Raw genomic sequence first — 24,398 nt, 5'->3', positions numbered from 1 at the left:
GCAATCCTCTCGATAAGCCTTTTATAAGTTGAAACTTAACTGTGGCAAGTTCGTTGGAGTATGGACGTTATTGGCGGCAGTAGCCTTCGCCACTCGCCACGACCAGGCAGTCCTTTTTATCTGCCAGCCACTTGAGGCCAGTGGCGGCACCGTCGCCGGCGCGCAGCAATTGCGGGCCGTCCGGGCGGGTGAAGGCGATGCCGTCTTCGGCGGCTTCACCTTTGAAGGTGCCGGAGTCGCCGGCGTCGAGGCCGTATTGCATGGTGATGAGGTAATGCCCGCGGCCGACGCTGTCGTCCTTGGCGATGGTCAGGTACAGGCCTTCGACGCCGACCCACTTGCCGACCCACTGGTCGGTGGGCGGGGTGGCCGGCACCAGGGTCGCCTGCACGGAGGCGGGCGCCGGTTTGGGCGCGTCCTTGGCTTCCTGGCCGCAAGCGGCGAGCAGGGCGACGGCAGAGAGAACAAACAGGGCTTTTTTCATAGCGGCAGGCCTTGGATAAAAAGTGTGCAATGCGTGGGCGATCGTGCGAGGTTGGACCCGAATCCCATGATTTAGTGCGCTGTTCGCACAGTGTTTGGTTATGCTCTTGGGGCAGACGCAAGCCCGGCTGCTAGATTACCGGGTTGAGCAGCCCGCGTTCAGCCTGTCATGCAAGAGAACTCAATGACCGTCAGTACTCCCCTCTCCGGCGTCAACCATCCTTTCAAAGGCATCTTGCTGATTGTGGTGGCGACTTTCCTGTTTTCCAGCCACGACGCCTTGTCCAAATACCTGGCCGGGTTCTACCCGATCGTGATGGTGGTCTGGGCGCGCTATCTGGTGCATACCCTGTTGATGGCCGGGATTTTCCTGCCGCAATCGGGCTTGCGCGTACTGCGCAGCAAACGGCCGGGAATGCAGGTGGTGCGGGCGTTGTGCCTGCTGGGTACCAGCCTGTTCTTTACCACGGCGCTGCATTACATCCCCCTGGCGGAAGCCACGGCAGTGAACTTCCTTGCACCGATCCTGGTGACAGCGCTGTCGGTGCCGCTGCTCGGTGAGCACGTTACGCGCGGCCAGTGGCTGGCGGTGATCTGCGGGTTTGTCGGCGTGCTGATCATCATCCACCCCGGTGGCGAACTGTTCACCCCGGCGGTGCTGCTGCCGCTGTGTTCGGCGTTGTTCTTCTGCTTCTACCAACTGCTCACGCGCATCCTGAGCCAATACGACAGCCCGACCACCAGCAACTTCTTCGCCGGCCTGTGCAACACCTTGGTGATGAGTGCGATGGTGCCGTTCTTCTGGCAGGTCCCGACGCTGTGGCATGGCGTGTTGATGCTGGCGCTGGGCACCTGTGGGATGACTGCGCACTTGATGTTGACCCAGGCGTTCCGCTTCGCGGCACCGGCGTTGCTGGCACCGTTCGGCTATTGCCAGATCGTGTTTGCGGGGTTGTTGGGCTGGCTGGTATTCAACCATACCCCCGACTTGACCACGGTGGTCGGCATCGGGGTGATCTGCATGAGCGGGTTGGCCGCTGCCTGGCAGCAGCGGCGCAGGTAGATCAGACGTCTACGGTAGGGATCTTGCGCGGCGCCATGAAGTACATCCAGGTCAGCGCAATGAAGTACATCGCCGGGATCAGGGTGAACAACACGGTGTAGTTGTTGTTGGTCACGGTGAGGATATGGCCGACGATCTGGGTCATGAACATGCCGCCGATGGCCGCACACATCCCGCCGAAGCCGAACACCGTGCTCATCATGTGCTTGGGTGTGTAGTCCATCACCAGGCTCCAGATGTTGGCGGTCCAGGCCTGGTGCGCACCGATGGCCAGGGAGATGGCAAACACTGCGACCCACAGCTGGCTGGAACCGGCCGCCATGATCACGCCGACGATGCAGCAGGCGAACAGCAACATCGACAGCAAGCGCGCCTTGATCGAGTTCATGCCACGGCCGATCAGGAACGACGACAGAATCCCCCCACCCACACTGCCGAAGTCGGCTGTCAGGTAGATGATGATCAGCGGGATACCCATCTGGGTCACGTTGATGCCCAGGTTGTATTGCTGGTTCAGGAACGGCGGCAACCAATACAGGTAGAACCAGAACACCGGCGCGGTCAGCGCGTAGGCAATAGCGAAGGCCCAGGTGCCGCGCATGCGCAGGATGCGGCTGAACGGCACACCCGGTTGTTCGGGTTCGACTTCCCGTTGCACGTAGTCCAGTTCGGATTGTTTGACGCTTGGATGGTCTTCCGGGTTGTAGTACTTCAAACCCCAGAACACCAGCCAGATCGCGCCGAGCGAGGCCATGCACAGGAATGCCGCCTGCCAGCCCCACACGTGCAGGATCAGCGGCAGCAGCATCGGCGTCATCATCGCGCCGACGTTGGTGCCGGCGTTGAAGATGCCGGTGGCCACCGCACGTTCACCGGCGGGGAACCACAAGCGTGTGGTCTTGACGCAGGCCGGGTAGTTGGCGGCTTCGGTCAGCCCGAGGATAAAGCGGCAGACCATGAAACCCACCGCCGAGGTGGCCAGGCCGTGGGCACCAGTCGCCAGGCTCCACAGCAGCACGGCGAAGAAGAACACGCGTTTCACACCGACGCGGTCGATCAGGCGGCCTTGCAGCACAAAGCCGACGGCGTAGCCAACCTGGAACCAGAAGTTGATGTTGGCGTAGTCCATCGCCGTCCAGCTCATTTCCTTGGCGAGGATCGGTTGCATCACGCCCAGGGCGGCGCGGTCGATGTAGTTCAGGGTGGTGGCAAAGAACACCAGGGCCAACATGCCCCAGCGAGTTTTACCCACGGCCAGGGCGCCGCGGATCTTGTCGCCGATGCCGGCGTGCGGGGTGCCGGAGCGCGAGGCCAGGGCGGAGTTTTGCAGAGGCATGAGGTCGTACCCGTTTTTTGAAATTTTTATGGTGTGTTCTGGGTCAGGTTGCGTCGTTGATGGTGCGCAGCGGCTAAAAAATCGTCAATTCGGTAAACGGGCATAGTGTTCGATAATCGCACCAAAAACTAACTGGTTCGTACATTTTAATTGCTGTGGGTAGACTGGGGGCGAATAATTTGGCGCAAACAATAATTGCCGGGAGTCGCCCCATGCAACGTTCCATTGCCACCGTTTCCTTGAGCGGCACCCTGCCGGAAAAACTCGAAGCGATTGCCGCCGCCGGGTTTGATGGCGTCGAGATTTTCGAAAACGACTTGTTGTATTACGACGGCAGCCCCCGCGAAGTCAGGCAGATGTGTGCCGACCTCGGTATCGCCATCACCCTGTTCCAGCCGTTCCGCGACTTTGAAGGCTGCCGCCGCGACCGTCTGGCCCGCAACCTGGAGCGTGCCGAGCGCAAGTTCGACCTGATGCAGGAACTGGGCACTGACCTGGTGCTGGTGTGCAGCAACGCCTCCGCCGATTGCGTCGGCGATGAACGCATTTTGCTCGACGATCTGCACCTGTTGGCCGAACATGCCGGCCGCCGTGGCTTGCGCATCGGTTATGAAGCGCTGGCCTGGGGCAAGCATGTGAGCACCTGGCAGCAGGTGTGGAACCTGGTGCGCCAGGTCGATCACCCGGCCCTCGGCGTGCTGCTCGACAGCTTCCACACCCTGTCACTCAAGGGCGACCCGAGCGCCATCGCGCAGATCCCCGGCGACAAGATCTTCTTTGTGCAAATGGCCGACGCGCCGATCCTGGCCATGGACGTGCTGGAGTGGAGCCGGCATTTCCGCTGCTTCCCGGGGCAAGGCGAATTTGACCTGGCGGGCTTTCTTGCGCCGATCATCAAGAGTGGCTACACCGGACCGCTGTCCCTGGAAATTTTCAACGACGGTTTCCGCGCCGCGCCGACCCGCGCCAATGCAGCGGATGGCCTGCGCTCCTTGCTGTACCTGGAGGAGAAAACCCGCGAGCGCCTGAAGCAGCAAGCACCGGCGCAACCCGTGCAGATCCTGTTCGATACCCCGGCTGCCAGCGAGTACGACGGCATCGAATTCCTCGAATTTGCCGTGGATGAAAGCCTTGGCGCCAAGCTGACCCACTGGCTGGAACGCCTCGGCTTCGTCAAGGCCGGCCAGCACCGCTCCAAGAGCGTGAGCCTGTTGCGCCAGGGCGACATCAACCTGATCCTCAACTGCGAACCCTATTCCTTCGCCCACAACTTTTTCGAGGCCCATGGCCCGTCGTTGTGCGCCACCGCGCTGCGGGTCAAGGACAGCGCCAAGGCCCTGGAGCGGGCGGTGGCCTACAAGGGCCAGCCCTATCGCGGGCTGGTCGGGCCCAACGAGCTTGAGCTGGCCGCCGTGCGTGCGCCGGATGGCAGCCTGATCTACCTGGTGGACCCCAGCGAAGGCACGCTGTACGACACCGACTTCAACCTGCAAGCCGCGCCGGCTGCCAGTGGCGGCCTGCTGCGTATCGACCATATGGCGATGGCGCTGCCGGCCGACAGCCTCGACAGTTGGGTGTTGTTCTACAAGAGCCTGCTGGATTTCGAGGCCGACGACGAAGTGGTGCTGCCCGACCCCTATGGCCTGGTGAAGAGCCGAGCCCTGCGCAGCCGCTGCAGTTCGATTCGTTTGCCGCTGAACATTTCCGAGAACCGCAATACCGCAATTTCCCACGCGCTATCGAGCTATCGCGGCTCAGGTGTGCACCACATTGCCTTCGACTGCGCGGACATTTTTGCCGAGGTGCGCCGGGCCAAAGACGCGGGCGTGCCGCTGCTGGACATCCCGCTCAACTATTACGACGACCTCGCGGCACGGTTTGATTTTGACGATGAGTTCCTCAGCGAGCTGGCGTACTACAACGTGTTGTACGACCGCGACGCCAACGGTGGTGAGCTGTTTCACGTGTACACCGAACCGTTCGAAGGGCGGTTTTTCTTCGAGATCATCCAGCGCAAGAACGGCTATGCCGGTTACGGCGCGGCCAACGTGGCGGTGCGTCTGGCGGCCATGGCCAAGTCCCGCAGCGGTGCGGTACGCCAAGCGCGGTTGTGAGCGGTGGTGCGGTGCTTCCTTCGGGGAGCGCCGCAGCCCATAATCGGCGCCTGCACAATAAAAACGGCCGTGAGCGCACCATGACCCTGACTCCCGACCTCTCCGCTGCGTCCGAAGCGCCGCGCAAGAGTCGTAAGAACAACCCGGAAAAGACCCGCGAAAACATCCTGCAGGAAGCGATCGTCGAGTTTGTCCAGCAAGGCCTGTCTGGCGCGCGCGTGGACGCCATCGCCGAGCGCATCCACACCTCCAAGCGCATGATCTATTACTACTTCGGCAGCAAGGAGCAGCTGTACGTCGAGGTACTGGAGAAGCTCTACGGCGACATCCGCAACACCGAAACCCGCATGAACCTCACTGCCCTGGAACCGCGCGAAGCGATCCGCCGGCTGGTGGAATTTACCTTTGATCACCACGATCAGAACGTGGATTTCGTGCGCATCGTCAGCATCGAAAATATCCACAATGCCGAATACGTGAAGCGCTCGGAGTCGATCAAGGCGATGAACAGCAACATCCTCGAAGCGCTGGGCACGACCTTGCGCCGGGGCGCGGAGCTGGGTTTGTTTCGTGAGGGGCTGGAGCCGTTGGACGTGCATCTGCTGATCAACTCATTCAGCTTTTACCGGGTGTCCAACCGCCATACATTCAGTGAGATTTTTCAGATTGAGCTGTCGGATGAGGCCATCAAGCAGCGACATCGGGAGATGATCTGTGAGTCGGTGATGCGCTACCTGCAAGCCTGACGCTTACGCGACTCTTCGAGTGGAATGCAACCTGAATGTGGGAGCGGGCTTGTGTGGGAGCGGGCTTGTGTGGGAGCGGGCTTGTGTGGGAGCGGGCTTGCTCGCGAATACGGTGGATCAGTCAGAAAACCTTTAGCTGACACTGCGCATTCGCGAGCAAGCCCGCTCCCACAAAAGCGGCTCCATATTTGAATTTGTTTCGCCTGTTAGATATTCATGGCCTGAAAGTGCGCCAGCATCCGCTGCGCATCCGGCACTTCGCCACTGAACAACTCAAACGCCTTCACCGCCTGGAACACCGCCATATTGCCGCCATCCAGCGTGCGGCAACCCAAGGCGCGGGCGTCGCGCAGCAGTTCGGTTTCCAGCGGGAAATACACAATCTCGGCCACCCACAGTTCGGCCCGCAGCAGGGCCGCCGGAACCGGAGTGCCAGGCAGCTTGGCCATGCCCATCGGCGTGGTGTTCACCACCCCATCCGCCTCGGCCATGGCGCTTTCCAGGTGGCGGCCGACCTGGGCGCGACCGCTGCCGAAACGCAGGGCGAGGTTGTCCACCAAGTCCTGGGCGCGGCTGCTGTCCAGGTCAAAGATGCTCAGGCGTTCAACGCCTTCGGCCAATAGCGCGTGGGCCACTGCCGCGCCTGCGCCGCCTGCACCCATTTGTACGACGCGCTGGCGCAGCACATCACTCAGGTTGCGTCGAAACCCTTCGGCGAAGCCCAGGCAGTCGGTGTTATGGCCGATACGTTTGCCGTCCTTGAACACCACGGTATTGACCGCGCCAATCCCCCGGGCCTCGTCGGACAAATCATCGAGCAGCGGCAGGATCGCCTGCTTGCACGGGTAAGTAATGTTCAGGCCGGTGAACTGCATCAACTCGGCAGCGTCGAGCAGGTCGGGCAGGGCATCGACGGTCAATCGCAGCGGGTCCAGGTCGATCAAGCGATACAGGTAGCGCAGGCCTCTGGCGTCGCCTTCCTGTTCATGCAAAGCCGGGGTGCGGGAAGCCTGGATGCCGGAGCCGATCAGGCCGGCGAGGATGCGCGGTTTCATCGGGCTGATCCTTTCAAGATCTGGCTGAAGTGTTCCAGGGCCAGGTGGTAGCCATGACTGCCAAATCCTGCGAGTACGGCCTTGGCGATGGGCGACACAAAGGAGTGATGACGAAAGGCCTCGCGTGCATGCACGTTGGATAAATGCACTTCGATCACCGGCACTTCACTGGCCACCAGCGCGTCACGGATGGCGACGGAGGTGTGGGTCCACGCGGCCGGGTTGATCACGATACCGGCGCAACGGGCACGGGCGCCGTGGATCCAGTCGAGCAGTTCGCCTTCGTGGTTGGTCTGGCGAAATTCGATTTTCAGCCCGAGCTTGTCAGCGCTGCGACCGCACAAAGCGGCCACGTCAGTCAGGGTTTCATGCCCGTAGGTCGCCGGCTCGCGGGTGCCGAGCAGGTTGAGGTTGGGGCCGTTGAGCACCAGCACGATAGGCGGCATGGGAGGGTCTCCACAGTTATTGTTAGTTGTGGAGGTAAAATGTACTGAATGGTTAATTTGGTCAATCGACGGCGAAGGATATGTTCGATTACCGAACGGTTATGCGCGGTAACAACACGGCATTCGACGCTTCGTTGGCGGTCACTAGCCTGAGAAACAGCGCCAGGATTCTGGAGCCGGTTGTCGGGTGGCACGGGGTGAAATTGTTACCGGGACCTGGACGTGTCCATCACCGGCCTGATCGCCACGAGCCAGCCCCTGATGGACCTGGCCGCCAGCCTGGTGGCTTCGCGCAACGGTCGCAAGAGCAGCGCCGCCAAAGCCGCCGCTGCCCGCGCCAATGGCAAGAAGGGCGGGCGGCCGCGCAAGGATACGACGAAGCCCGACGATTCAACTGATGCATGAAAAGCTGTGTTGGGAGTGGGCTTATGTGGGAGCGGGCTTGCTCGCGAATGCGGTGTGTCAGCGTAAGCCGCTCCCACACAAGCCCGCTCCCACAGGGGGATTGTGAGTGGCTGTAAGTTTCAGCGACGCGTCAGCAGGACGCCCGACTCCATATGATGCGTCCACGGAAACTGATCAAACATCGCACACTGGGTGATGCGGTGCGTGTCATGCAGTTGCGCGATGTTCGCCGCCAATGTCTGCGGGTTGCACGAGATGTACAGGATATTGTCGAAGCGTCGAGTCAGCTCGCAGGTGTCCGGGTCCATGCCGGCGCGGGGCGGGTCGACGAACACGCTACCGAACTCATAGCTCTTGAGGTCGATGCCGTGCAGGCGACGGAACGGGCGCACTTCGTTCAGCGCTTCAGTGAGTTCTTCGGCGGACAGGCGCACCAGGGTGACGTTGTCCACCGCGTTTTCAGCGAGGTTGCTCAGCGCGGCGTTGACCGAGGTCTTGCTGATCTCGGTGGCCAGCACTTTGCGTACGCGGGTCGCCAGCGGCAGGGTGAAGTTGCCGTTGCCGCAGTACAGCTCCAGCAGATCATCCGGGCGGTCGCCCAGGGCTGCGTACGCCCAGTTGAGCATCTTCTGGTTCACCGTGCCGTTGGGCTGGGTGAAGGCGCCTTCGGGTTGGCGATAGCTGAAGGTGCGACCACCGACTTCGAGTTGTTCCACCACATAGTCGTGGCCGATCACATCGCGCTTGCCCTTGGAGCGGCCGATGATGCTCACGTTCAAGTCAGCCGCGAGCTGGTTGGCAGCGGTGTGCCAATGCTCGTCCAGCGGGCGGTGATAGCACAGCGTGATCATCGCATCGCCGGCCAGGGTGGTGAGGAACTCCACCTGGAACAGCTTGTGGCTCAGGGCGGCGCTGGCTTGCCAGGCGGCCTTGAGTTGCGGCATCAACTGGTTGATGCGCAGGCTGGCGATGGGAAACTCTTCGATCAGGATCGGCGTGCGCTTGTCGTCCTGGGAAAACATCGCGTAGTGGCGTTCACCGCCTTCGCGCCACAGGCGGAACTCCGCGCGCAGGCGGAAGTTCTGCAGCGGCGAGTCGAAGACCTGCGGCTCGGGTGCATCGAACGGGGCCAACAGGTCACGCAAGCGCGTGACCTTGTCTTGCAGTTGAGCGGTGTAGCTTGCGGCGTCGAAAGTCATGCGTTGAACCAGCCCAGCTTGATCACGAACAGGATCGACAGGATCACCAGCGCCGGGTTCAGCTCACGGTAGCGGCCCGAAAGCAGCTTGATGGCGGTCCACGCGATGAAGCCGAAGGCGATGCCGTTGGCGATGGAGTAAGTAAACGGCATCGCCAGGGCGGTGATCACCACCGGCGCTGCAACAGTGATGTCATCCCAGTCGATTTCCGCCAGGCCCTGGGTCATCAGCACGGCCACGAACAGCAGCGCGGGGGCGGTGGCGAAGGCCGGGACGCTTTGCGCCAGTGGCGAGAAGAACAAAGCCAGCAGGAACAGGATCGCCACGACGATGGCGGTCAAGCCGGTACGGCCACCGGCGCTCACGCCCGCGGCGGATTCGATGTAGCTGGTGGTGGTCGACGTACCCAGTAGCGAACCGGCCATGGCAGCGGTGCTGTCGGCGATCAGCGCACGGCCCATCTTCGGCATGTGGCCGTCCTTGCTCATCAGGCCGGCGCGCTTGGCGACGCCGATCAGGGTGCCGGAGTTGTCGAACAGGTCCACGAACAGGAACGCGAAGATCACGCTGACCAGGCCGATGTCCAGCGCGCCCTTGATGTCCAGTTGCAGGAAGGTCGGGGCCAGGGACGGTGGCATCGACACCACGCCGTTGAACGGGGTCACGCCCAGGGCGATGGACGCAATGGTCACCGCGAGGATGCCGATCAGCACCGCGCCGCGTACGGCCAGGGCTTCCAGCGCAACGATCAGCACGAAACCGAGGGTGGCCAGGATCGGCGCGGCCTTGGTCAGGTCACCGAGGCCGACCATGGTGGCTGGGTTGCTGACGACAATGTCGGCGTTGTGCAGGGCGATCAACGCCAGGAACAGGCCGATACCGGCAGCAATCGCCGAACGCAGGGGCAGCGGGATGGCGTTGATGATCCATTCACGGATACGGAAGATCGACAGCAGGAAGAACAACACCGCCGAAATAAACACCGCTCCCAGCGCTACCTGCCAGGTATGGCCCATGTGCAGGACCACGGTGTAGGTAAAGAAGGCGTTGAGGCCCATGCCCGGCGCCAGCGCAATCGGGTAGTTGGCGATCAGGCCCATCACGGTCGAACCGATGGCCGCCGCCAGGCAGGTCGCGACAAACACCGCGCCCTTGTCCATGCCGGCCTGACTGAGGATGCTCGGGTTGACGAACAAGATGTAGGCCATCGCCAGGAATGTGGTGATACCCGCGAGAATCTCGGTGCGCACATTGGTGTTGTGGGCTTTGAGTTGAAACAGCTTTTCCAGCATGCCGGCTCCCTGTGACGCTATTTTGCGTCGTGATTTGTTGACCTCTAAGTCAAAGCACAAACTGCGCCAAGCGCCTGTGGTTTCAGAGAGGATCGGAAAAAGCGGCGCATCATACCAGCAGCCGAGGCCGTGTGGTGTGCGGGCTGGCCGTTGTGAGCAATCGCCCTTGATCATGACCTTGAGGCATACTGCGCCGACGTTTAATCCGGGGTCATTCACAGCATGAAAAAAGCCAACGCGTGGAGTCTAGCTCTGATCCCCTGTATCGGCCTGTGGCTCGGCACAGCACCGGCGTGGGGCGCGACTGCACCGCCGTTGAGCGAGGTGCGGGTGTTCCAGGTTCAATCGGCCGGTTGCACCGAAACCATCCCGGAGCGCGCGCAAGGCACCCAGATGTGTACGCACCGTGGGCCCACCAAGGTCTCGGTGATGGAAGTCGGGCTGGGCAACAACCCCGTGGGCCGCTTCAACGGCGCCGAATTGAACGGGCAGCGCACGCCGGTGTGCCAGGTCGGCAACGTCAGCCAGGTGTGCAGTGGCGCGGGCACGGTGATGGGTTACATCTACGTGTTCGACCTGAATGTCGAGGACCAGGGCTGGTTCGAATACAGCAACTCGTCGATCAACGGCCCGCAGAACACCCTCAAGACCCTGCTCAATATCCGCTGATCAATCATCTTGAACGCTCAAAACCCCGGGAAGTCGTACCCCTGAGACGGCGAATTTCCTGAACGCCGCGGATGTACACCAACCCGTGAGGTGTTTATGAGCGCAACTTCCCATGGCGCGACGGCTCAGCCGTTCGTCAGCCACTCGATCCGCCTGCGCCTCAATGGCCAGGAACGCCAGTTGGACGTGCTGCCCTGGACCACCCTGCTGGACTTGTTGCGCGAGCAGCTTGACCTGATCGGTAGCAAAAAAGGCTGCGACCACGGCCAATGCGGCGCCTGCACGGTGTTGCGTGACGGCAAGCGCGTGAATGCCTGCCTGACCCTGGCGGTGATGTGCGATGGCGCCGAGTTGACCACCGTCGAAGGCCTGGCCGACGGTGACACTCTGCACCCGATGCAGCAGGCGTTTATCCAGCGCGACGCCTTCCAGTGCGGTTACTGCACGCCGGGTCAGATTTGCTCCGCAGTGGGCCTGATGAATGAAGGCCGTGCCCATGACGCCGCGCAGATCCAGGAACTGATGAGTGGCAACCTGTGCCGCTGCGGGGCTTACAGCAACATTCGCGAGGCTATTGAAGACGTCGTGGGAGGTGAGCGATGAACCCCTTCCACTACAGCAAACCCGTGGATGTGCGTGAAGCGGTGCACCTGAGCAGTGCCACCTCGCGTTTTATTGCCGGTGGCACCAACTTGCTGGACCTGATGAAAGAAAACATCAGCCGTCCCCAGCACCTCATCGACATCACGGGCCTGCCGCTGCATGACATCAAGGCAAGCGCTGATGGCGGCCTGTTGATCGGCGCGATGGTGAGCAACGCCGACCTGGCCTGGCATCCGCTGATCGAGCAACGCTACCCGCTGCTGTCCCAGGCGATCCTTGCCGGCGCCTCGCCGCAACTGCGCAATATGGCCAGTACCGGCGGCAACCTGTTGCAGCGCACCCGCTGTTACTACTTTTATGACACGGGCGTGCCGTGCAATAAGCGCGAGCCCGGCAGTGGCTGCCCGGCGCTGACCGGCCTGAACCGCATCCACGCGATCCTCGGTGCCAGCGACCAGTGTGTCGCCACCCATCCTTCCGACATGTGCGTCGCCCTGGCCGCACTCGAGGCACGGGTCCATGTGGAGGGGCGCGGCGGAGCGCGGATCATTGAGTTTGCCGACTTCCACCGCCTGCCCGGCGACACGCCGCAGCGGGACAATCTGTTGGCCGACGATGAACTGATCACGGCCATTGAGTTGCCGGCTGATCAACTGGCAAACCACAGTCGTTATCTGAAGGTACGGGACCGTGCGTCGTACGCCTTTGCGCTGGTGTCCGTCGCCGCGGCGTTGGAGCTGGACGGCGACCAGATCATCGATGCGCGCCTGGCCCTTGGCGGCGTTGCCCACAAACCCTGGCGTGACCGCGCCGTGGAAGCGTTGCTGATCGGCCAGACGGTCAGCCGCGAAACCTTCAGTGCCGCGGCTGACGCGCTGCTGCAAGACGCCGTGCCGCTGGCGCACAACGGCTTCAAACTCAAACTGGCGCGCCGCGCGATCATCCGTGCCTTGAGCGACGCCGCTGTCGCGGGAGAACAACCATGAGCGCTATCGGCAAACCCTTGGATCGTGTCGACGGCCTGCTCAAGGTCACCGGCCAGGCGCGTTATGCGGGTGAGTTTCCCGAAGACGGTCTGCTCCACGGCAGCGTCGTGTCCAGCACTGTCGCCAAGGGCCGAGTCATCAAGGTCGATGCCTCCAAAGCTCTGGCGTTGCCGGGCGTGATCATGGTGCTCGACCACCTCAACCGGCCAAAGATCGCCAGTTATGACGCGGCTTTCGCCGACGCCGATGCGGCGGACGGCTCGCCGTTCCGCCCGCTGTACAACGACCGGGTGCTGTACAGCGGTCAGCCACTGGCCCTGGTCATCGCCGATAACCTGGAACTGGCGCGCCATGCCGGTTCGCTGGTGGAGATCGAGTATGCGAGCGAAGCCTTTGACACCGACTTGATCGCCCAGCAGCAACACGCCTACCCATCGCCCCAGACCCCGCCGAAGCCGCGCGGCAACTTCCAGGCGCAATGGCGCGCCGCCGCCGTCAGCCTGGACCTGAACTACAGCACCCCCATCGAACATCACAACCCCATGGAGCCCCATGCCAGCACGGTGCTGTACCAGAGCGATGGCACGCTGCACATCCATGACAAGACCCAGGGCCCGCAGAACTGTCAGGCCTATGTGCAGAAAGTGTTCGGCCTGGATAAAAGCCAGGTGCGGATCTTTGCCGCGTTCGTGGGCGGCGCGTTCGGCTCCGGCCTGCGCCCGCAGTACCAGTTGCCACTGGCGGTGATGGCGTCGCTGGCGCTCAAACGCTCGGTTCGCGTGACCCTGACGCGCCAGCAGATGTTCACCTTCGGCTACCGGCCGCGCACCTTGCAGCGTCTGCAAGTGGGCGCCGCCGCCGATGGCAAGCTGGTCGCACTCGGCCACACCGCCACTGGCCAGACCTCACGCTTCGAGGACTTCAGCGAGCATGTGGTTGAGTGGAGCGGCATGCTCTACCACTGCGACAACGTGCAATTGACCTATAACCTGGTGCCGCTGGATGTGTTTACCCCGCTGGACATGCGCGCCCCGGGTGCTGCACTGGGGGTGATCGGTCTGGAGTGTGCAATGGACGAACTGGCCTGTGCGCTGGGGGTCGACCCGGTGCAACTGCGCCTGACCAATTACGCCGAGCGCAACCAGAACGAAGACAAGCCCTGGTCCAGCAAGGCGTTGCGTGAATGCTACAGCGAAGGCGCCGAGCGTTTCGGCTGGCAGCGGCGTAACCCGGAACCGCGCAGCATGCGCGAGGGGCGCCAACTGATCGGTTGGGGCATGGCCGGTGGTGTGTGGGAGGCGATGCAGATGAAAGCCAGCGCCAAGGCGCGGATCGACGCCGAGGGCAAGCTCACCGTCAGCAGCGCTACCACCGACATAGGCACCGGCACCTATACGGTCATGACCCAGATTGCGGCCCAGGCCAGCGGCGTGGCGCTGGAAAATGTCGAGTTTCTGCTCGGCGATTCCTCATTGCCCACGGCCCCGCTGCAGGGCGGCTCGTTCACCGTGTCTTCGGTGGGCACCGCTGTTCAGCAAGCCTGCGAAGCATTGGCGGCCAAACTGCTGGAGATTGCGCGCCAGACGTATCCGGTGTTCAAGGACGCCGAGTCGGTGCGCTTTGACGACGGCCACCTGCACACCGGTGATGTGAGTGTGTCGCTGGCCCAACTGGTCAAGGACAGTGGTGAAGGCGCGTTGCAGGTGCAGGTCGACAGCGAGCCGGACAAGAAACGCGGGGGCTATGCCAGCGCCACGCATTCTGCGGTGTTTGTGGAAGTGCGGGTGGATGAAGACTTGGGCACCATCCAGGTCAGCCGAGTGGTCAGCGCGATTGCGGCCGGGCGCGTGGTGAATCCGAAAATGGCGCGCAGCCAGATTCTCGGCGGGGTGGTGTGGGGCATCGGTATGGCCCTGCATGAAGAAACCCAGACCGACCACCACTTGGGGCGCATCATGAACCACAGCCTGGCCGAGTATCACATTCCGGTGAATGCGGACATCGGTGAGATTGACGTGGTATTCGTCGAGGAACACGACGAGATCGTCAATGCGCTGGGGTCTAAGGGGGTGGGTGAGATCGGTATTGTCGGGGTGGCGGCGGCGGTGGCGAATGCGGTGTATCACGCCACGGGCAAGCGGGTCAGGGACTTTCCGATCACCCTCGATAAGGTGCTTTGACAGCACTTTACCGGCCCTGCCCAGCACCCGTGTGGGAACCGGGCCTTATGCCTGTGTTTCTTCAGTCGGCACGTGCATGCGGTCGCGGTTGGCCAGGGTCGGGAACAGTTTGATCCACACCCCGGTCACCACCAGGGTGCCGATCCCGCCCATGACCACCGCCGGCACGGTGCCGAACCAGTGGGCGGTAATCCCCGATTCAAACTCGCCCAACTGATTCGACGCGCCGATAAACAGGCCGTTGACCGCGCTGACGCGGCCGCGCATTTCATCCGGCGTCTCCAGCTGCACGAACGATGCACGGATCACCATGCTGATCATGTCTGCCGCGCCCAGCACCACCAGCACCGCCAACGAAAACCAGAACGAAGTGGACAGGCCGAACGCAATGGTCGCCACACCGAACACCCCGACGGCGGTGAACATCACGCGGCCGACGTGGCGGTCCACCGAGAAGCGCGCCAGCCACAACGACATCAACAACGCGCCCACCGCCGGTGCCGAACGCAACAGGCCCAGGCCCCAGGCGCCGGTCAGCAGGATGTCCTTGGCGAACACCGGCAGCAATGCGGTGGCGCCGCCCAACAATACGGCGAACAGGTCCAGGGAAATGGCGCCGAGGATGTCCGGGCGGCTGCGGATAAAACGGATGCCGGCCAGCAACGAATCCAGGGTGGCCTTGCCTTTGTTCAGCGGGGTTTGGCGTGCGGGCAGGTTGAGGGTCAGCACGCAGGCAATCAAGTACAGCACCACGGTGGGGCCGTAGACCCACACGCTGCCAAAGGCGTAGAGCAAACCGCCCAGCGCCGGGGCGACGATGGTTGCCAGTTGCTGGGCCGACTGCGACGAGGCCACGGCACGCGGGAACAGCGCGCTGGGCACGATGCTCGGCAGCAGTGCCTGGGTGGTCGGCATTTCGAAGGAGCGTGCGGCGCCCAGCACGAAGGCGAGGATAAAGATCATCTCGCGGGTCACGCTGCCGGTCAGGCCGCCGATGGCCAGGGATAATGCGATCAACGCCTGTACGGTCTGACAGATCGCGGCGACCTTGCGTCGCTCATAGCGGTCGGCGACATGCCCGGTGTGCAGCATGAACAGTACGCGTGGCACGAACTCCACCAGGCCGACCAAACCCAGGTCCAGCACGTTGCCGGTCAGTTGGTAGAGGTTCCAGCCGATGGCTACGGTGAGCATCTGGAAGCCGCTGGCGGTGAAGATGCGCGCCAGCCAGAACGCGATGAAAGGGCGGTGGTGGCGTAACAGCAACGCGGGTTCACTGGGCATCGGGAATTCAGGTCAAGGCCGAAGGGAGCGCCGAGATTAGCACCAAGTTGTAACAGATAGTTGCAAGAACTGAGCTGAGACAGTCTGTCACGCGGCAAAAGACCACGCCGTCCTGCGGCGAATTTGGGGCTACTCTTTCACCAATGCTTGATCCAGATCAAAACCCGTCATGGGGATTGCCCTGGCGGCCGAGAGGCCAGATTCCCTACGTGGTTGGTTAAAAAAAGAACGAATTGAAATTCGACACACTCCATATCCGTGGGGGCAGTGGGTGCAGGCTCCCGCCAGCAGCCGGTATTACCTGACAGAGGAAGACTTATGTTCGGTTTGGAGGCGCTAGATCTCGCCCGAATTCAATTCGCGTTCACCATCTCGTTCCACATCCTGTTCCCGGCGATCACCATCGGCCTGGCCAGTTACCTCGCGGTGCTGGAAGGCTTGTGGCTCAAGACTCGCAACGACACCTACCGTGACCTCTACCATTTCTGGTCGAAGATCTTTGCCGTCAACTTCGGCATGGGCGTGGTTTCCGGCTTGGTCATGGCTTATCAGTTCGGCACCAACTGGAGCCGCTTCTCGGACTTCGCCGGTGCCGTCACCGGGCCGCTGCTTACGTACGAAGTGCTTACGGCCTTCTTCCTTGAGGCCGGTTTCCTTGGGGTGATGCTGTTTGGCTGGAACAAGGTCGGGCGCAACCTGCACTTCTTCTCCACCGTGATGGTGGCCATCGGTACGTTGATCTCCACCTTCTGGATCCTCTCGTCCAACAGCTGGATGCAGACGCCCCAGGGCTTTGAAATCATCGACGGCCGAGTGATTCCGACCGATTGGTTCGCCGTGGTATTCAACCCGTCGTTCCCGTATCGCCTGGCGCACATGGCCACGGCGGCTTTCGTGGCGACCGCGTTCTTCGTCGGCTCCTCGGCGGCCTGGCACTTGCTGCGGGGCAAAGACAACCCGGCGATCCGCAAAATGCTCTCGATGGCAATGTGGATGGCCCTGATCGTCGCGCCTATCCAGGCGGTGATCGGCGACTTCCACGGCCTCAACACCTTGAAGCACCAGCCGGCGAAAATCGCCGCGATTGAAGGCCATTGGGAGAATATCGGCAACGAGCCGACCCCGCTGATCCTGTTCGGCTGGCCGGATATGAAGGCCGAAAAAACCAAATACGCCGTGGAAATCCCGTACCTGGGCAGCCTGATCCTGACCCACTCCCTGGACAAGCAGGTACCGGCCCTCAAGGAGTTCCCGCCGGAGGACCGCCCCAACTCGACCATCGTGTTCTGGTCGTTCCGGGTCATGGTCGGCCTGGGCTTCCTGATGATCTTCACCGGCCTGTTCAGCCTCTGGCTGCGCCGGGGCGGCAAGATGTACACGTCCAGGCCGTTCCTGTACCTGGCGTTGTGGATGGGGCCGTCCGGGTTGATCGCGATTCTCGCCGGCTGGTTCACCACCGAAATCGGCCGTCAGCCGTGGGTGGTATAGGGGTTGATGCGCACGGCGGATGCGTCCTCCGGGCATAGCCTGGCGCAGATGACCATCACCCTGGTGCTGTTCGTGGTGGTGTACTTCGCGCTGTTCGGCGCCGGCCTGGGCTACATGATGCGCCTGGTGCGCAAAGGTCCGGTGGCCCACGAAAGTACCGAACCGACTCACGGTGGCCCTGGCCAGAAACGTACACCGGCGCGTCCATTATCGGCGGTCGATGATGGCTCCGACGACGACCACGTCGACATCCAGCACAAGGGGCATTGAGATGGGTATTGATCTTCCGCTGATCTGGGCCGTGATCATCATCTTCGGCATCATGATGTACGTGGTCATGGACGGCTTCGACCTGGGTATCGGTATCCTCTTTCCGTTTATCCCCGGCAAGACCGACCGTGACGTGATGATGAACACCGTCGCCCCGGTGTGGGACGGCAACGAAACCTGGCTGGTACTGGGCGGCGCGGCGTTGTTCGGCGCCTTCCCGCTGGCCTATTCGGTGGTGTTGTCGGCGTTGTACCTGCCGCTGATCCTGATGCTGATCGGGCTGATCTTCCGCGGCGTGGCCTTTGAGTTCCGCTTCAAGGCCAAGGACGCCAAGCGTCACCTGTGGGACAAGGCGTTCATCGGCGGCTCGCTGGCGGCCACCTTCTTCCAGGGTGTGGCGCTGGGGGCGTTTATCGACGGTATTCCGGTGGTAGACCGCCAGTTTGCCGGCGGTTCGTTGGATTGGCTGACGCCGTTCACGATGTTCTGCGGTGTGGCGTTGATCGTCGCCTATGCATTGCTGGGCTGCACCTGGCTGATCATGAAGACCGAAGGCCCCTTGCAGGAAAAGATGCACAACCTGGGGCGGCCGTTGGCCTTCGGGCTGTTGGCAGTGATTGGCATCGTCAGTATCTGGACGCCGCTGGCGCACCCGGAAATCGCCTCGCGCTGGTTCACCCTGCCGAACCTGTTCTGGTTCATGCCGGTGCCGATCCTGGTGCTGGTGACCTTGTACGGGCTGATCCGCGCGGTGGCGCGCAACGCGCATTACACGCCGTTCCTGCTGACGCTGGTGCTGATCTTCCTCGGCTACAGCGGCCTGGGGATCAGCTTGTGGCCGAACATCATTCCGCCCTCCGTGTCGATCTGGGACGCCGCCGCGCCGCCGCAAAGCCAGGGCTTCATGCTGGTGGGCACGCTGTTCATCATCCCGTTCATCCTGGGCTACACCTTCTGGAGCTACTACGTGTTCCGCGGCAAGGTCACCCACGAAGACGGTTATCACTAGGAGGCTCGTTTCATGTCCGGCAAACCTTCGTTGCACGAGATTGAGCAGGCCGAGAAGCAGCCGTTGTGGCGGCGCCTGGGGTGGTTGGCGATGATCTGGACCGGCAGCGTGCTGGCCCTGTTTGTCGTGGCCAGCCTGATGCGCATGTTCATGAATGCGGCCGGCCTGACCACCCACTGACATCCCAACCGGGCTTGACCGCCCGGCTTTTCAACCCTGCTTTTCGCGAGAGAAGCAGGGTTTTTTTATTTGCGCGCTTTGAGGATGACGAATTTCGGCGTGGCGGCCACTTGTTCGACACCACGGAACAGCCGCGCCAATTTGCTGTGATAACCCAAATGACGGTTGCCGACTATATAGAGGGCGCCACCGACCACCAACGCTTCGCGCGCCTGCTGGAACATGCGCCAGGCGAGGAAGTCGCCGACCACCTGCTGCTGGTGGAAGGGCGGGTTGCACAGCACCACGTCCAGCGAATCAGGCTCCTGGCCGGCCAGGCCATCGGCGGCGCGCACGTTCACGTCGCGTTGGCCGAGGGCGGCGTGCCAGTTTTCCTGCGCCGATTGCACGGCCATGTAGGACTCATCCAGCAGGGTGTACTGCGCCTCGGGGTTTTGCAGGGCGCTGGCAATCGCCAGCACGCCATTGCCGCAGCCGAGGTCGGCCACGCGGGCGTTGCCGAGGTTTTTCGGTAGGTGCGGGAGGAAGGCGCGGGTGCCGATGTCCAGGCCTTCGCGGCAGAACACGTTGGCGTGGTTGAGCAGTTCGATAGCCGGGGTATCCAGCGTGTAGCGGGTTGGGTAGGGCGAGACCGCTGCGGGGCGCTCTTCAACGGTGGCGATCAACAGGCGAGCCTTTTTGACCGCGAGCGAGGCGTGCATCGGGCCGATGTAGCGCTCCAGCAACTCCCCGGCTGCCCGCGGCAGGTGCTTGATCATGGCCCCGGCGATCACTTCGGCGCCCGGTGCGAGTTGGCCTTGCAGGCGGATCAGTTGTTCTTCCAGCAGCGCCAGGGTCTTGGGCACGCGGATCAGTACGCGGTCGAAAGGCCCGCCTGGCGTTTGGCTGGCCGGAATGAAGGTCACCGCATCGAAGGCCTGGCCGTTGCGCACCAGGTTTTTCTCAAGGCCCTGGGCCGCGAGAAACGAGTCGCCGCTGGACGTCACCTGCACCTGGCCAACAAGGCTGGCGGCCAGGGCGCCGAAGCTGTCGTTGAGTACCAGTACGCGGGTGGCCGCGTCTGGTTGTTGCTGCGCCAGATGGCTGAGCAGGTACTCGTCGGCGGCGTCGAAGGCTTGCAGCGGATCGTTGTGTTGCTCTGGCTGGCGGATCAGATCGAGCTGGGCGAAGGGGCTTTCGAGCAGGGGCATGGCGGGGGAGGCTCTGGGTCATCGATGGGTGTTCGGCGGGCATCGGCCAAACCGTCTGAGTGAACGACGAAGCCACACCCGGGGGCTGCTTCATCACTCAGAATTGGCCGTAAATGTTACGTTTTTTTCGCTGCGATTACATGCGGTGTTTCTACGTCAGCTAGAAAAGCCCTGCCCTGGACGCACAAAGAACGGCGGCGATCTTGTTGGTAACGCCAAGCTTCTTGAGTGCGCTGCTGATGTGAAAGCCCACCGTACGCGGCGAAATCGAGATAATGCTGGCGATTTCTTCCGCGGTCTTGCCCATCCCTGACCATTTGAGAATCTCCGTTTCTCGCGACGTCAGTGTGGTAGGAGCGTTGAAGCCGGACCTGTCTGCGTATTGCTTTGCAACGACCGCGTGCATCGCATGGCAGAGCCACAATACGTTGCCGGCCTTTTCATACAACTCTTGCGGGCTGACCTCGCCGCTGCTGCGCCCCAACGTCAACATGCTGTAGATGCCCTGGAAGTCGTGCACGGGTTGGGTCCATGCTTGATGCACGCCGAGGGATTGGGCCAGCGACCATAAGCCGGGTGTCGCGTTGAAGGCCTTCTCCTCCCAGACAATGGGAAGTACACAGCGTTTGCAGTGCGCAACTATCGGGTCTACTTCGAAGAAGTGCGCTTGTTGATAAAGTGCGCTCCATTCATTTGGATAGTTGTTGATGTGAATCGGTTTGGTGTCGTTGCTGGATAGTTGAGAGCTCATCGTAAAGGAGCAGTATTGGAAGCCGAGTTCATGGATATGGTGGGTGACCATGTCAAAGACAGTTTCGATCTCGCTTTTATCTTCCAGTTTGGGGAGCCGAGTATTTCGCCAGTTCACCATTGGTAAATCTCCATGGGGTTCTACGTGGCCTGGGTACGTCCTGATCCCATTGCTGCACGAAAACTAGTGTAGGACATGACTTACGTAATAAAGCAAAAAAAACGTTATATGAATCGTGTTTTTACGCCTTGTTGGTCTGTACATTGCCTGGCATTTTGTATAAGTAATTCGGTTTGTCTGGGCATCTTTATTGTATTTAAGGGTTTGAGGGTAGTATCAATTTGATAGCTGCTTAGAGGGGTAGCTTGATCTGGTGTGTTGGCGGGCTAGTGTTAATAGCCAAATAGTTAGTCCAAACTAGTGGGTGTGATTTCCCCCCGGTTGTATCGCCAAATTAACAGTCTGATCCTGTTTTTAGTCGCAGCCGCTTTGGAGCGCGGTAATGCCAGTACAAAACAACGGTGTTTGCGCGCCTGGCTTTGAGGGACACTAGGGGCCTGTGCAAAACGGAGTTCCCCATGACGGCCAGTGCTGAGAAATTTACCCGGCAGACGTTGCTCGACGTGCAATCGCTGACCCCCAGCCTCTTCACCCTGCGCACCACGCGTGACCCAGGCTTTCGTTTTACCGCCGGCCAGTTCGTGCGCCTGGGCGTGACCAAGGCCGATGGCAGCACCGTGTGGCGCGCTTATTCCATCGTGTCATCGCCGTTTGACGAGCATCTGGACTTTTTTTCCATCGTGGTGCCCGGCGGTGAGTTCACCAGCGAGCTGAGCCGCTTGCAGGTCGGCGACACCTTGATGGTGGAGCGCCAGGCCACGGGGTTCCTGACCCTCAACCGTTTTGTCGACGGGCGTGACCTGTGGCTGCTGGGCACCGGCACCGGGGTGGCGCCGTTTCTGTCGATCCTGCAGGACTTTGAGGTCTGGGAGAAATTTGAACGCATCGTCCTGGTCTACAGCGCTCGCGAAGCCCGGGAGCTGGCCTACCAGTCGCTGATCAAGGACTTGGGTGAGCGTGAATACCTGGCCGAGTACGCGCACAAACTCACCTACATCCCTATCGTCACCCGCGAGCAGCATCCGGGGGCGTTGAACGGGCGCATCACCACATTGATCGAGAATGGCGAGTTGGAGCGTGCCGCTGGTGTCGAACTCACGCCGGAGCACTCCCGCGTGCTGATTTGCGGCAACCCGCAGATGGTCGATGACACCCGTCAGTTGCTTAAACAGCGTGACATGCAACTGAGCCTGAGCCGACGCCCAGGCCAGGTGGCGGTGGAAAACTACTGGTAATAAAAAAGGCGCCTCAAGCAGGCGCCTTTTTCATGCCTGCTTTTTGTTAAAGCGGCTTGTCGTTCTGTGCCTTGAGCAGGTCACGGATCTCACCCAGCAACACTTCCTCCTTGGTCGGCGTCGGCGGCAGGCTTGGGGCCACGGCTTCTTCGCGCTTGAGGCGGTTGATGGCCTTTACGCCCATGAAGATCGCGAACGCGACGATCACGAAGTCGATCACGCTCTGGATGAACTTGCCGTACGCCAACACCACGGCTGGTACATCGCCTTGTGCGGCCTTGAGCGTTATCGCCAAGTCACCGAAGTCCACGCCGCCGATCAACAGACCGATGGGAGGCATCACCACGTCGCCTACAAACGAGGAAACAATTTTGCCGAAGGCAGCGCCGATGATAATACCGACGGCCATGTCGACCACATTACCTTTGACCGCGAAGGCCTTGAACTCACTGATCACGCCCATAGGTTATTCCTTGTTACAGATGAGGAGGGTGGAGGTCAGTGTAAGTCAGTCGTAGAGGGCTTGCCTGAAACAACCGTTAACACTGTTAGTTTTTATCGACACATTAAAACGCAAATAGTTTGCAAAGTGCCACCAGTCGCGCGCGAAATACGCGCCAAATCAGTGGCTTACCAGATTATTTTATCAATCGGGTTGTTACGGCTTTTCTATTTATCTTCTGACTCGCGGGTCACTAGCCTCTGGCAAGCACAACTGAATGTGCACTAAAAAAACCAGAGGAAACCTCGATGAAGAACCCAATGAACCGCGGGCCTGTTGCAGCGCGATCCGCGCTGGTACTGGTGACCGCCAGCTTGCTTTCCCTGTCTGTACACGCCGCCAACCTGACCCGCGACAACGGTGCTGCCGTGGGCGATAACCAGAACTCGCAAACCGCCGGCGCCAATGGCCCGGTGCTGCTTCAGGACGTGCAACTGATTCAAAAACTGCAGCGCTTCGACCGCGAACGTATCCCCGAGCGCGTCGTACACGCGCGTGGCACTGGCGCCCACGGCACCTTTACCGTCACTGACAGCCTCAGCGACCTGACCAAGGCCAAGGTGTTCGCCGCCGGCGAAGCCACCCCGGTGTTCGTGCGCTTCTCCGCCGTGGTCCATGGCAACCACTCCCCGGAAACCCTGCGTGACCCACGCGGCTTTGCCACCAAGTTCTACACCGCTGACGGCAACTGGGACCTGGTAGGCAACAACTTCCCGACGTTCTTCATCCGCGACGCCATCAAATTCCCGGACATGGTTCACGCCTTCAAGCCGGACCCGCGTACCAACCTGGATGACGATTCGCGTCGCTTTGACTTCTTCTCCCATGTGCCGGAGGCGACTCGTACGCTGACCGAGCTGTATTCCGACTCCGGTACGCCAGCCAGCTACCGCGAAATGGACGGCAACGGTGTGCACGCCTACAAGCTGATCAACGCCAAGGGTGAAGTGCACTACGTCAAGTTCCACTGGAAGAGCCTGCAAGGCATCAAGAACCTCGATCCCAAGCAGGTCAGCGAAGTGCAGGGCCGTGACTACAGCCACATGACCAACGACCTGGTCACCCACATCAACAAGGGCGATTTCCCCAAGTGGGACCTGTACGTGCAGGTGCTCAAGCCTGAAGACCTGGCCAAGTTCGACTTTGACCCGTTGGATGCCACCAAGATCTGGCCGAACGTGCCTGAGCGCAAAGTCGGGCAAATGGTGTTGAACCGCAACCCGGCCAACGTCTTCCAGGAGACCGAGCAAGTGGCCATGGCCCCGGCCAACCTGGTGCCTGGCATCGAACCGTCGGAAGACCGCCTGCTGCAAGGCCGGGTGTTCTCCTACGCCGACACCCAAATGTACCGCCTGGGCGCCAATGCCCTGCAACTGCCGATCAACGCGCCACGGGTGGCCGTCAACAACGGTAACCAGGATGGGGCGATGAACCTTGGCAAGACCAGCAGCGGCGTGAACTATCAGCCAAGCCGCCTCGAGCCGCGGCAAGAGCCGCAAACCGCGCGCTACAGCCAGTCGGCGCTGGTGGGCAGCACCCAGCAGGCGAAGATCCAGCGTGAGCAGAACTTCAAGCAGGCCGGCGATTTGTACCGTTCCTACAGCAAGAAAGAGCGTCAGGACTTGATCGACAACTTCGGCGGCTCCCTGGCCACCACCGATGACGAGAGCAAGCACATCATCCTGTCGTTCCTCTACAAGGCTGATCCGGAGTACGGCACCGGCGTGGCCAAGGTCGCCAAGGGTGACTTGGCGCGCGTGAAGGCGCTGGCAGAAAAACTGACTGACTGATC

The 24,398-nt window shown here is 61.4% G+C and carries 21 protein-coding genes and 2 pseudogenes; 13 read left to right on the top strand and 10 right to left on the bottom strand.

What is annotated here, in order from left to right; all coding sequences use genetic code 11:
- Positions 1–67: 67 nt before the first annotated feature.
- Positions 68–484 (bottom strand): hypothetical protein, encoded by a 417-nt coding sequence (locus tag PSH81_RS23450; protein WP_226455777.1) that lies wholly within the window; start codon positions 482–484, stop codon positions 68–70.
- Between the two features lie 183 nt (positions 485–667).
- Here PSH81_RS23450 and PSH81_RS23445 point away from each other — a divergent pair, with 183 nt between their 5' ends.
- On the top strand, positions 668–1,546 hold the full coding sequence (locus tag PSH81_RS23445; protein ID WP_192298991.1) for a DMT family transporter: 879 nt from the start codon (positions 668–670) through the stop codon (positions 1,544–1,546).
- A gap of 1 nt (position 1,547) precedes the next feature.
- Here the strand turns inward: PSH81_RS23445 and PSH81_RS23440 are convergent, their stop codons facing one another.
- Positions 1,548–2,882: an MFS transporter gene (locus PSH81_RS23440; RefSeq protein ID WP_192298990.1), complete on the bottom strand. Its 1,335-nt coding sequence runs from the start codon at positions 2,880–2,882 to the stop codon at positions 1,548–1,550.
- Positions 2,883–3,094: 212 nt separating this feature from the next.
- On the opposite strand from PSH81_RS23440, the gene quiC reads away from it, so the two are divergent.
- Both quiC and PSH81_RS23430 read left to right on the top strand, forming a co-directional pair.
- Positions 3,095–4,996, top strand: a complete 1,902-nt coding sequence (gene quiC / locus PSH81_RS23435; protein ID WP_305391569.1) for a 3-dehydroshikimate dehydratase QuiC — start codon at positions 3,095–3,097, stop codon at positions 4,994–4,996.
- Positions 4,997–5,076: 80 nt separating this feature from the next.
- Positions 5,077–5,742, top strand: coding sequence for a TetR/AcrR family transcriptional regulator (locus PSH81_RS23430; RefSeq protein ID WP_226455776.1), 666 nt, complete (start codon positions 5,077–5,079; stop codon positions 5,740–5,742).
- Positions 5,743–5,948: 206 nt separating this feature from the next.
- Here PSH81_RS23430 and PSH81_RS23425 read toward each other — a convergent pair whose 3' ends face one another.
- Together PSH81_RS23425 and aroQ are read right to left on the bottom strand one after the other, a co-directional pair.
- Positions 5,949–6,797 carry a shikimate dehydrogenase gene (locus PSH81_RS23425; RefSeq protein WP_305391568.1) on the bottom strand — a complete coding sequence of 283 codons (849 nt, stop codon included), beginning with the start codon at positions 6,795–6,797 and terminating at the stop codon, positions 5,949–5,951.
- Positions 6,794–7,243, bottom strand: coding sequence for a type II 3-dehydroquinate dehydratase (aroQ, locus tag PSH81_RS23420; RefSeq protein WP_305391567.1), 450 nt, complete (start codon positions 7,241–7,243; stop codon positions 6,794–6,796). The genes PSH81_RS23425 and aroQ overlap by 4 nt, the downstream gene beginning before the upstream one ends.
- 210 nt (positions 7,244–7,453) lie before the next feature.
- On the opposite strand from aroQ, the pseudogene PSH81_RS23415 reads away from it, so the two are divergent.
- A pseudogene (locus tag PSH81_RS23415) lies at positions 7,454–7,648 on the top strand (DUF2442 domain-containing protein); the annotation flags it as partial.
- Positions 7,649–7,767: 119 nt separating this feature from the next.
- Here the strand turns inward: PSH81_RS23415 and trmA are convergent.
- Both trmA and PSH81_RS23405 read right to left on the bottom strand, forming a co-directional pair.
- On the bottom strand, positions 7,768–8,847 hold the full coding sequence (gene trmA, locus PSH81_RS23410) for a tRNA (uridine(54)-C5)-methyltransferase TrmA (RefSeq protein ID WP_305391566.1): 1,080 nt from the start codon (positions 8,845–8,847) through the stop codon (positions 7,768–7,770).
- A complete protein-coding gene (locus PSH81_RS23405; RefSeq protein WP_192298983.1) occupies positions 8,844–10,139 on the bottom strand; it encodes an NCS2 family permease in 1,296 nt (431 codons plus the stop codon). Before PSH81_RS23405 ends, trmA begins: the two co-directional genes overlap by 4 nt.
- A 222-nt stretch (positions 10,140–10,361) precedes the next feature.
- Here PSH81_RS23405 and PSH81_RS23400 point away from each other — a divergent pair, with 222 nt between their 5' ends.
- The 4 genes from PSH81_RS23400 (at position 10,362) to PSH81_RS23385 (ending at position 14,577) form a co-directional block, all read left to right on the top strand.
- Entirely contained in the window at positions 10,362–10,808 is a 447-nt protein-coding gene (locus PSH81_RS23400; protein WP_305391565.1) for a DUF4879 domain-containing protein, read from the top strand.
- Between the two features lie 96 nt (positions 10,809–10,904).
- Positions 10,905–11,411 carry a (2Fe-2S)-binding protein gene (locus PSH81_RS23395; protein ID WP_226455774.1) on the top strand — a complete coding sequence of 169 codons (507 nt, stop codon included), beginning with the start codon at positions 10,905–10,907 and terminating at the stop codon, positions 11,409–11,411.
- Positions 11,408–12,397, top strand: a complete 990-nt coding sequence (locus PSH81_RS23390; RefSeq protein ID WP_305391564.1) for a xanthine dehydrogenase family protein subunit M — start codon at positions 11,408–11,410, stop codon at positions 12,395–12,397. The genes PSH81_RS23395 and PSH81_RS23390 overlap by 4 nt, the downstream gene beginning before the upstream one ends.
- On the top strand, positions 12,394–14,577 hold the full coding sequence (locus tag PSH81_RS23385) for a xanthine dehydrogenase family protein molybdopterin-binding subunit (RefSeq protein WP_305391563.1): 2,184 nt from the start codon (positions 12,394–12,396) through the stop codon (positions 14,575–14,577). The genes PSH81_RS23390 and PSH81_RS23385 overlap by 4 nt, the downstream gene beginning before the upstream one ends.
- A 45-nt stretch (positions 14,578–14,622) precedes the next feature.
- On the opposite strand, the gene PSH81_RS23380 is transcribed toward PSH81_RS23385, so the two are convergent.
- A complete protein-coding gene (locus PSH81_RS23380; protein WP_226455771.1) occupies positions 14,623–15,861 on the bottom strand; it encodes an MFS transporter in 1,239 nt (412 codons plus the stop codon).
- 318 nt (positions 15,862–16,179) lie between these two features.
- On the opposite strand from PSH81_RS23380, the pseudogene PSH81_RS23375 reads away from it, so the two are divergent.
- The 3 genes and pseudogenes from PSH81_RS23375 (at position 16,180) to PSH81_RS23365 (ending at position 18,808) form a co-directional block, all read left to right on the top strand.
- A pseudogene (locus tag PSH81_RS23375) lies at positions 16,180–17,619 on the top strand (cytochrome ubiquinol oxidase subunit I).
- Position 17,620: 1 nt separating this feature from the next.
- Positions 17,621–18,628, top strand: coding sequence for a cytochrome d ubiquinol oxidase subunit II (gene cydB, locus PSH81_RS23370; protein ID WP_226455770.1), 1,008 nt, complete (start codon positions 17,621–17,623; stop codon positions 18,626–18,628).
- A 12-nt stretch (positions 18,629–18,640) separates the two neighbouring features.
- Positions 18,641–18,808 carry a DUF2474 domain-containing protein gene (locus PSH81_RS23365; RefSeq protein WP_010206690.1) on the top strand — a complete coding sequence of 56 codons (168 nt, stop codon included), beginning with the start codon at positions 18,641–18,643 and terminating at the stop codon, positions 18,806–18,808.
- A gap of 65 nt (positions 18,809–18,873) precedes the next feature.
- On the opposite strand, the gene PSH81_RS23360 is transcribed toward PSH81_RS23365, so the two are convergent.
- On the bottom strand, positions 18,874–19,998 hold the full coding sequence (locus PSH81_RS23360; RefSeq protein ID WP_192298976.1) for a class I SAM-dependent methyltransferase: 1,125 nt from the start codon (positions 19,996–19,998) through the stop codon (positions 18,874–18,876).
- Positions 19,999–20,158: 160 nt separating this feature from the next.
- Positions 20,159–20,869, bottom strand: coding sequence for a LuxR family transcriptional regulator (locus tag PSH81_RS23355; RefSeq protein WP_305391562.1), 711 nt, complete (start codon positions 20,867–20,869; stop codon positions 20,159–20,161).
- Positions 20,870–21,327: 458 nt separating this feature from the next.
- On the opposite strand from PSH81_RS23355, the gene PSH81_RS23350 reads away from it, so the two are divergent.
- Entirely contained in the window at positions 21,328–22,104 is a 777-nt protein-coding gene (locus tag PSH81_RS23350; protein WP_192298974.1) for a ferredoxin--NADP reductase, read from the top strand.
- A 46-nt stretch (positions 22,105–22,150) separates the two neighbouring features.
- On the opposite strand, the gene mscL is transcribed toward PSH81_RS23350, so the two are convergent.
- The gene (mscL, locus tag PSH81_RS23345) at positions 22,151–22,567 is read right to left on the bottom strand and encodes a large-conductance mechanosensitive channel protein MscL (protein ID WP_017737414.1); all 417 of its coding nucleotides are present in this window, start codon (positions 22,565–22,567) and stop codon (positions 22,151–22,153) included.
- A gap of 287 nt (positions 22,568–22,854) precedes the next feature.
- On the opposite strand from mscL, the gene katB reads away from it, so the two are divergent.
- A complete protein-coding gene (gene katB, locus PSH81_RS23340; RefSeq protein WP_192298973.1) occupies positions 22,855–24,396 on the top strand; it encodes a catalase KatB in 1,542 nt (513 codons plus the stop codon).
- Positions 24,397–24,398 lie beyond the last annotated feature (2 nt).

The sequence above is a fragment of the Pseudomonas sp. FP2335 genome (genome assembly GCF_030687535.1).
Taxonomy (GTDB): Bacteria; Pseudomonadota; Gammaproteobacteria; order Pseudomonadales; family Pseudomonadaceae; genus Aquipseudomonas.
Note: the sequence above shows the minus strand (reverse complement) of the source record. Positions and strands in the feature narration are given on the sequence as shown.

Excerpts from the sequence above, each read along its gene's own strand:
- PSH81_RS23450 (WP_226455777.1), bottom strand. The coding sequence starts at position 484 with ATGAAAAAAGCCCTGTTTGTTCTCTCTGCCGTCGCCCTGCTCGCCGCT.
- PSH81_RS23445 (WP_192298991.1), top strand. The coding sequence starts at position 668 with ATGACCGTCAGTACTCCCCTCTCCGGCGTCAACCATCCTTTCAAAGGC.
- PSH81_RS23440 (WP_192298990.1), bottom strand. The coding sequence starts at position 2,882 with ATGCCTCTGCAAAACTCCGCCCTGGCCTCGCGCTCCGGCACCCCGCAC.
- quiC (WP_305391569.1), top strand. The coding sequence starts at position 3,095 with ATGCAACGTTCCATTGCCACCGTTTCCTTGAGCGGCACCCTGCCGGAA.
- PSH81_RS23430 (WP_226455776.1), top strand. The coding sequence starts at position 5,077 with ATGACCCTGACTCCCGACCTCTCCGCTGCGTCCGAAGCGCCGCGCAAG.
- PSH81_RS23425 (WP_305391568.1), bottom strand. The coding sequence starts at position 6,797 with ATGAAACCGCGCATCCTCGCCGGCCTGATCGGCTCCGGCATCCAGGCT.
- aroQ (WP_305391567.1), bottom strand. The coding sequence starts at position 7,243 with ATGCCGCCTATCGTGCTGGTGCTCAACGGCCCCAACCTCAACCTGCTC.
- trmA (WP_305391566.1), bottom strand. The coding sequence starts at position 8,847 with ATGACTTTCGACGCCGCAAGCTACACCGCTCAACTGCAAGACAAGGTC.
- PSH81_RS23405 (WP_192298983.1), bottom strand. The coding sequence starts at position 10,139 with ATGCTGGAAAAGCTGTTTCAACTCAAAGCCCACAACACCAATGTGCGC.
- PSH81_RS23400 (WP_305391565.1), top strand. The coding sequence starts at position 10,362 with ATGAAAAAAGCCAACGCGTGGAGTCTAGCTCTGATCCCCTGTATCGGC.
- PSH81_RS23395 (WP_226455774.1), top strand. The coding sequence starts at position 10,905 with ATGAGCGCAACTTCCCATGGCGCGACGGCTCAGCCGTTCGTCAGCCAC.
- PSH81_RS23390 (WP_305391564.1), top strand. The coding sequence starts at position 11,408 with ATGAACCCCTTCCACTACAGCAAACCCGTGGATGTGCGTGAAGCGGTG.
- PSH81_RS23385 (WP_305391563.1), top strand. The coding sequence starts at position 12,394 with ATGAGCGCTATCGGCAAACCCTTGGATCGTGTCGACGGCCTGCTCAAG.
- PSH81_RS23380 (WP_226455771.1), bottom strand. The coding sequence starts at position 15,861 with ATGCCCAGTGAACCCGCGTTGCTGTTACGCCACCACCGCCCTTTCATC.
- cydB (WP_226455770.1), top strand. The coding sequence starts at position 17,621 with ATGGGTATTGATCTTCCGCTGATCTGGGCCGTGATCATCATCTTCGGC.
- PSH81_RS23365 (WP_010206690.1), top strand. The coding sequence starts at position 18,641 with ATGTCCGGCAAACCTTCGTTGCACGAGATTGAGCAGGCCGAGAAGCAG.
- PSH81_RS23360 (WP_192298976.1), bottom strand. The coding sequence starts at position 19,998 with ATGCCCCTGCTCGAAAGCCCCTTCGCCCAGCTCGATCTGATCCGCCAG.
- PSH81_RS23355 (WP_305391562.1), bottom strand. The coding sequence starts at position 20,869 with ATGGTGAACTGGCGAAATACTCGGCTCCCCAAACTGGAAGATAAAAGC.
- PSH81_RS23350 (WP_192298974.1), top strand. The coding sequence starts at position 21,328 with ATGACGGCCAGTGCTGAGAAATTTACCCGGCAGACGTTGCTCGACGTG.
- mscL (WP_017737414.1), bottom strand. The coding sequence starts at position 22,567 with ATGGGCGTGATCAGTGAGTTCAAGGCCTTCGCGGTCAAAGGTAATGTG.
- katB (WP_192298973.1), top strand. The coding sequence starts at position 22,855 with ATGAAGAACCCAATGAACCGCGGGCCTGTTGCAGCGCGATCCGCGCTG.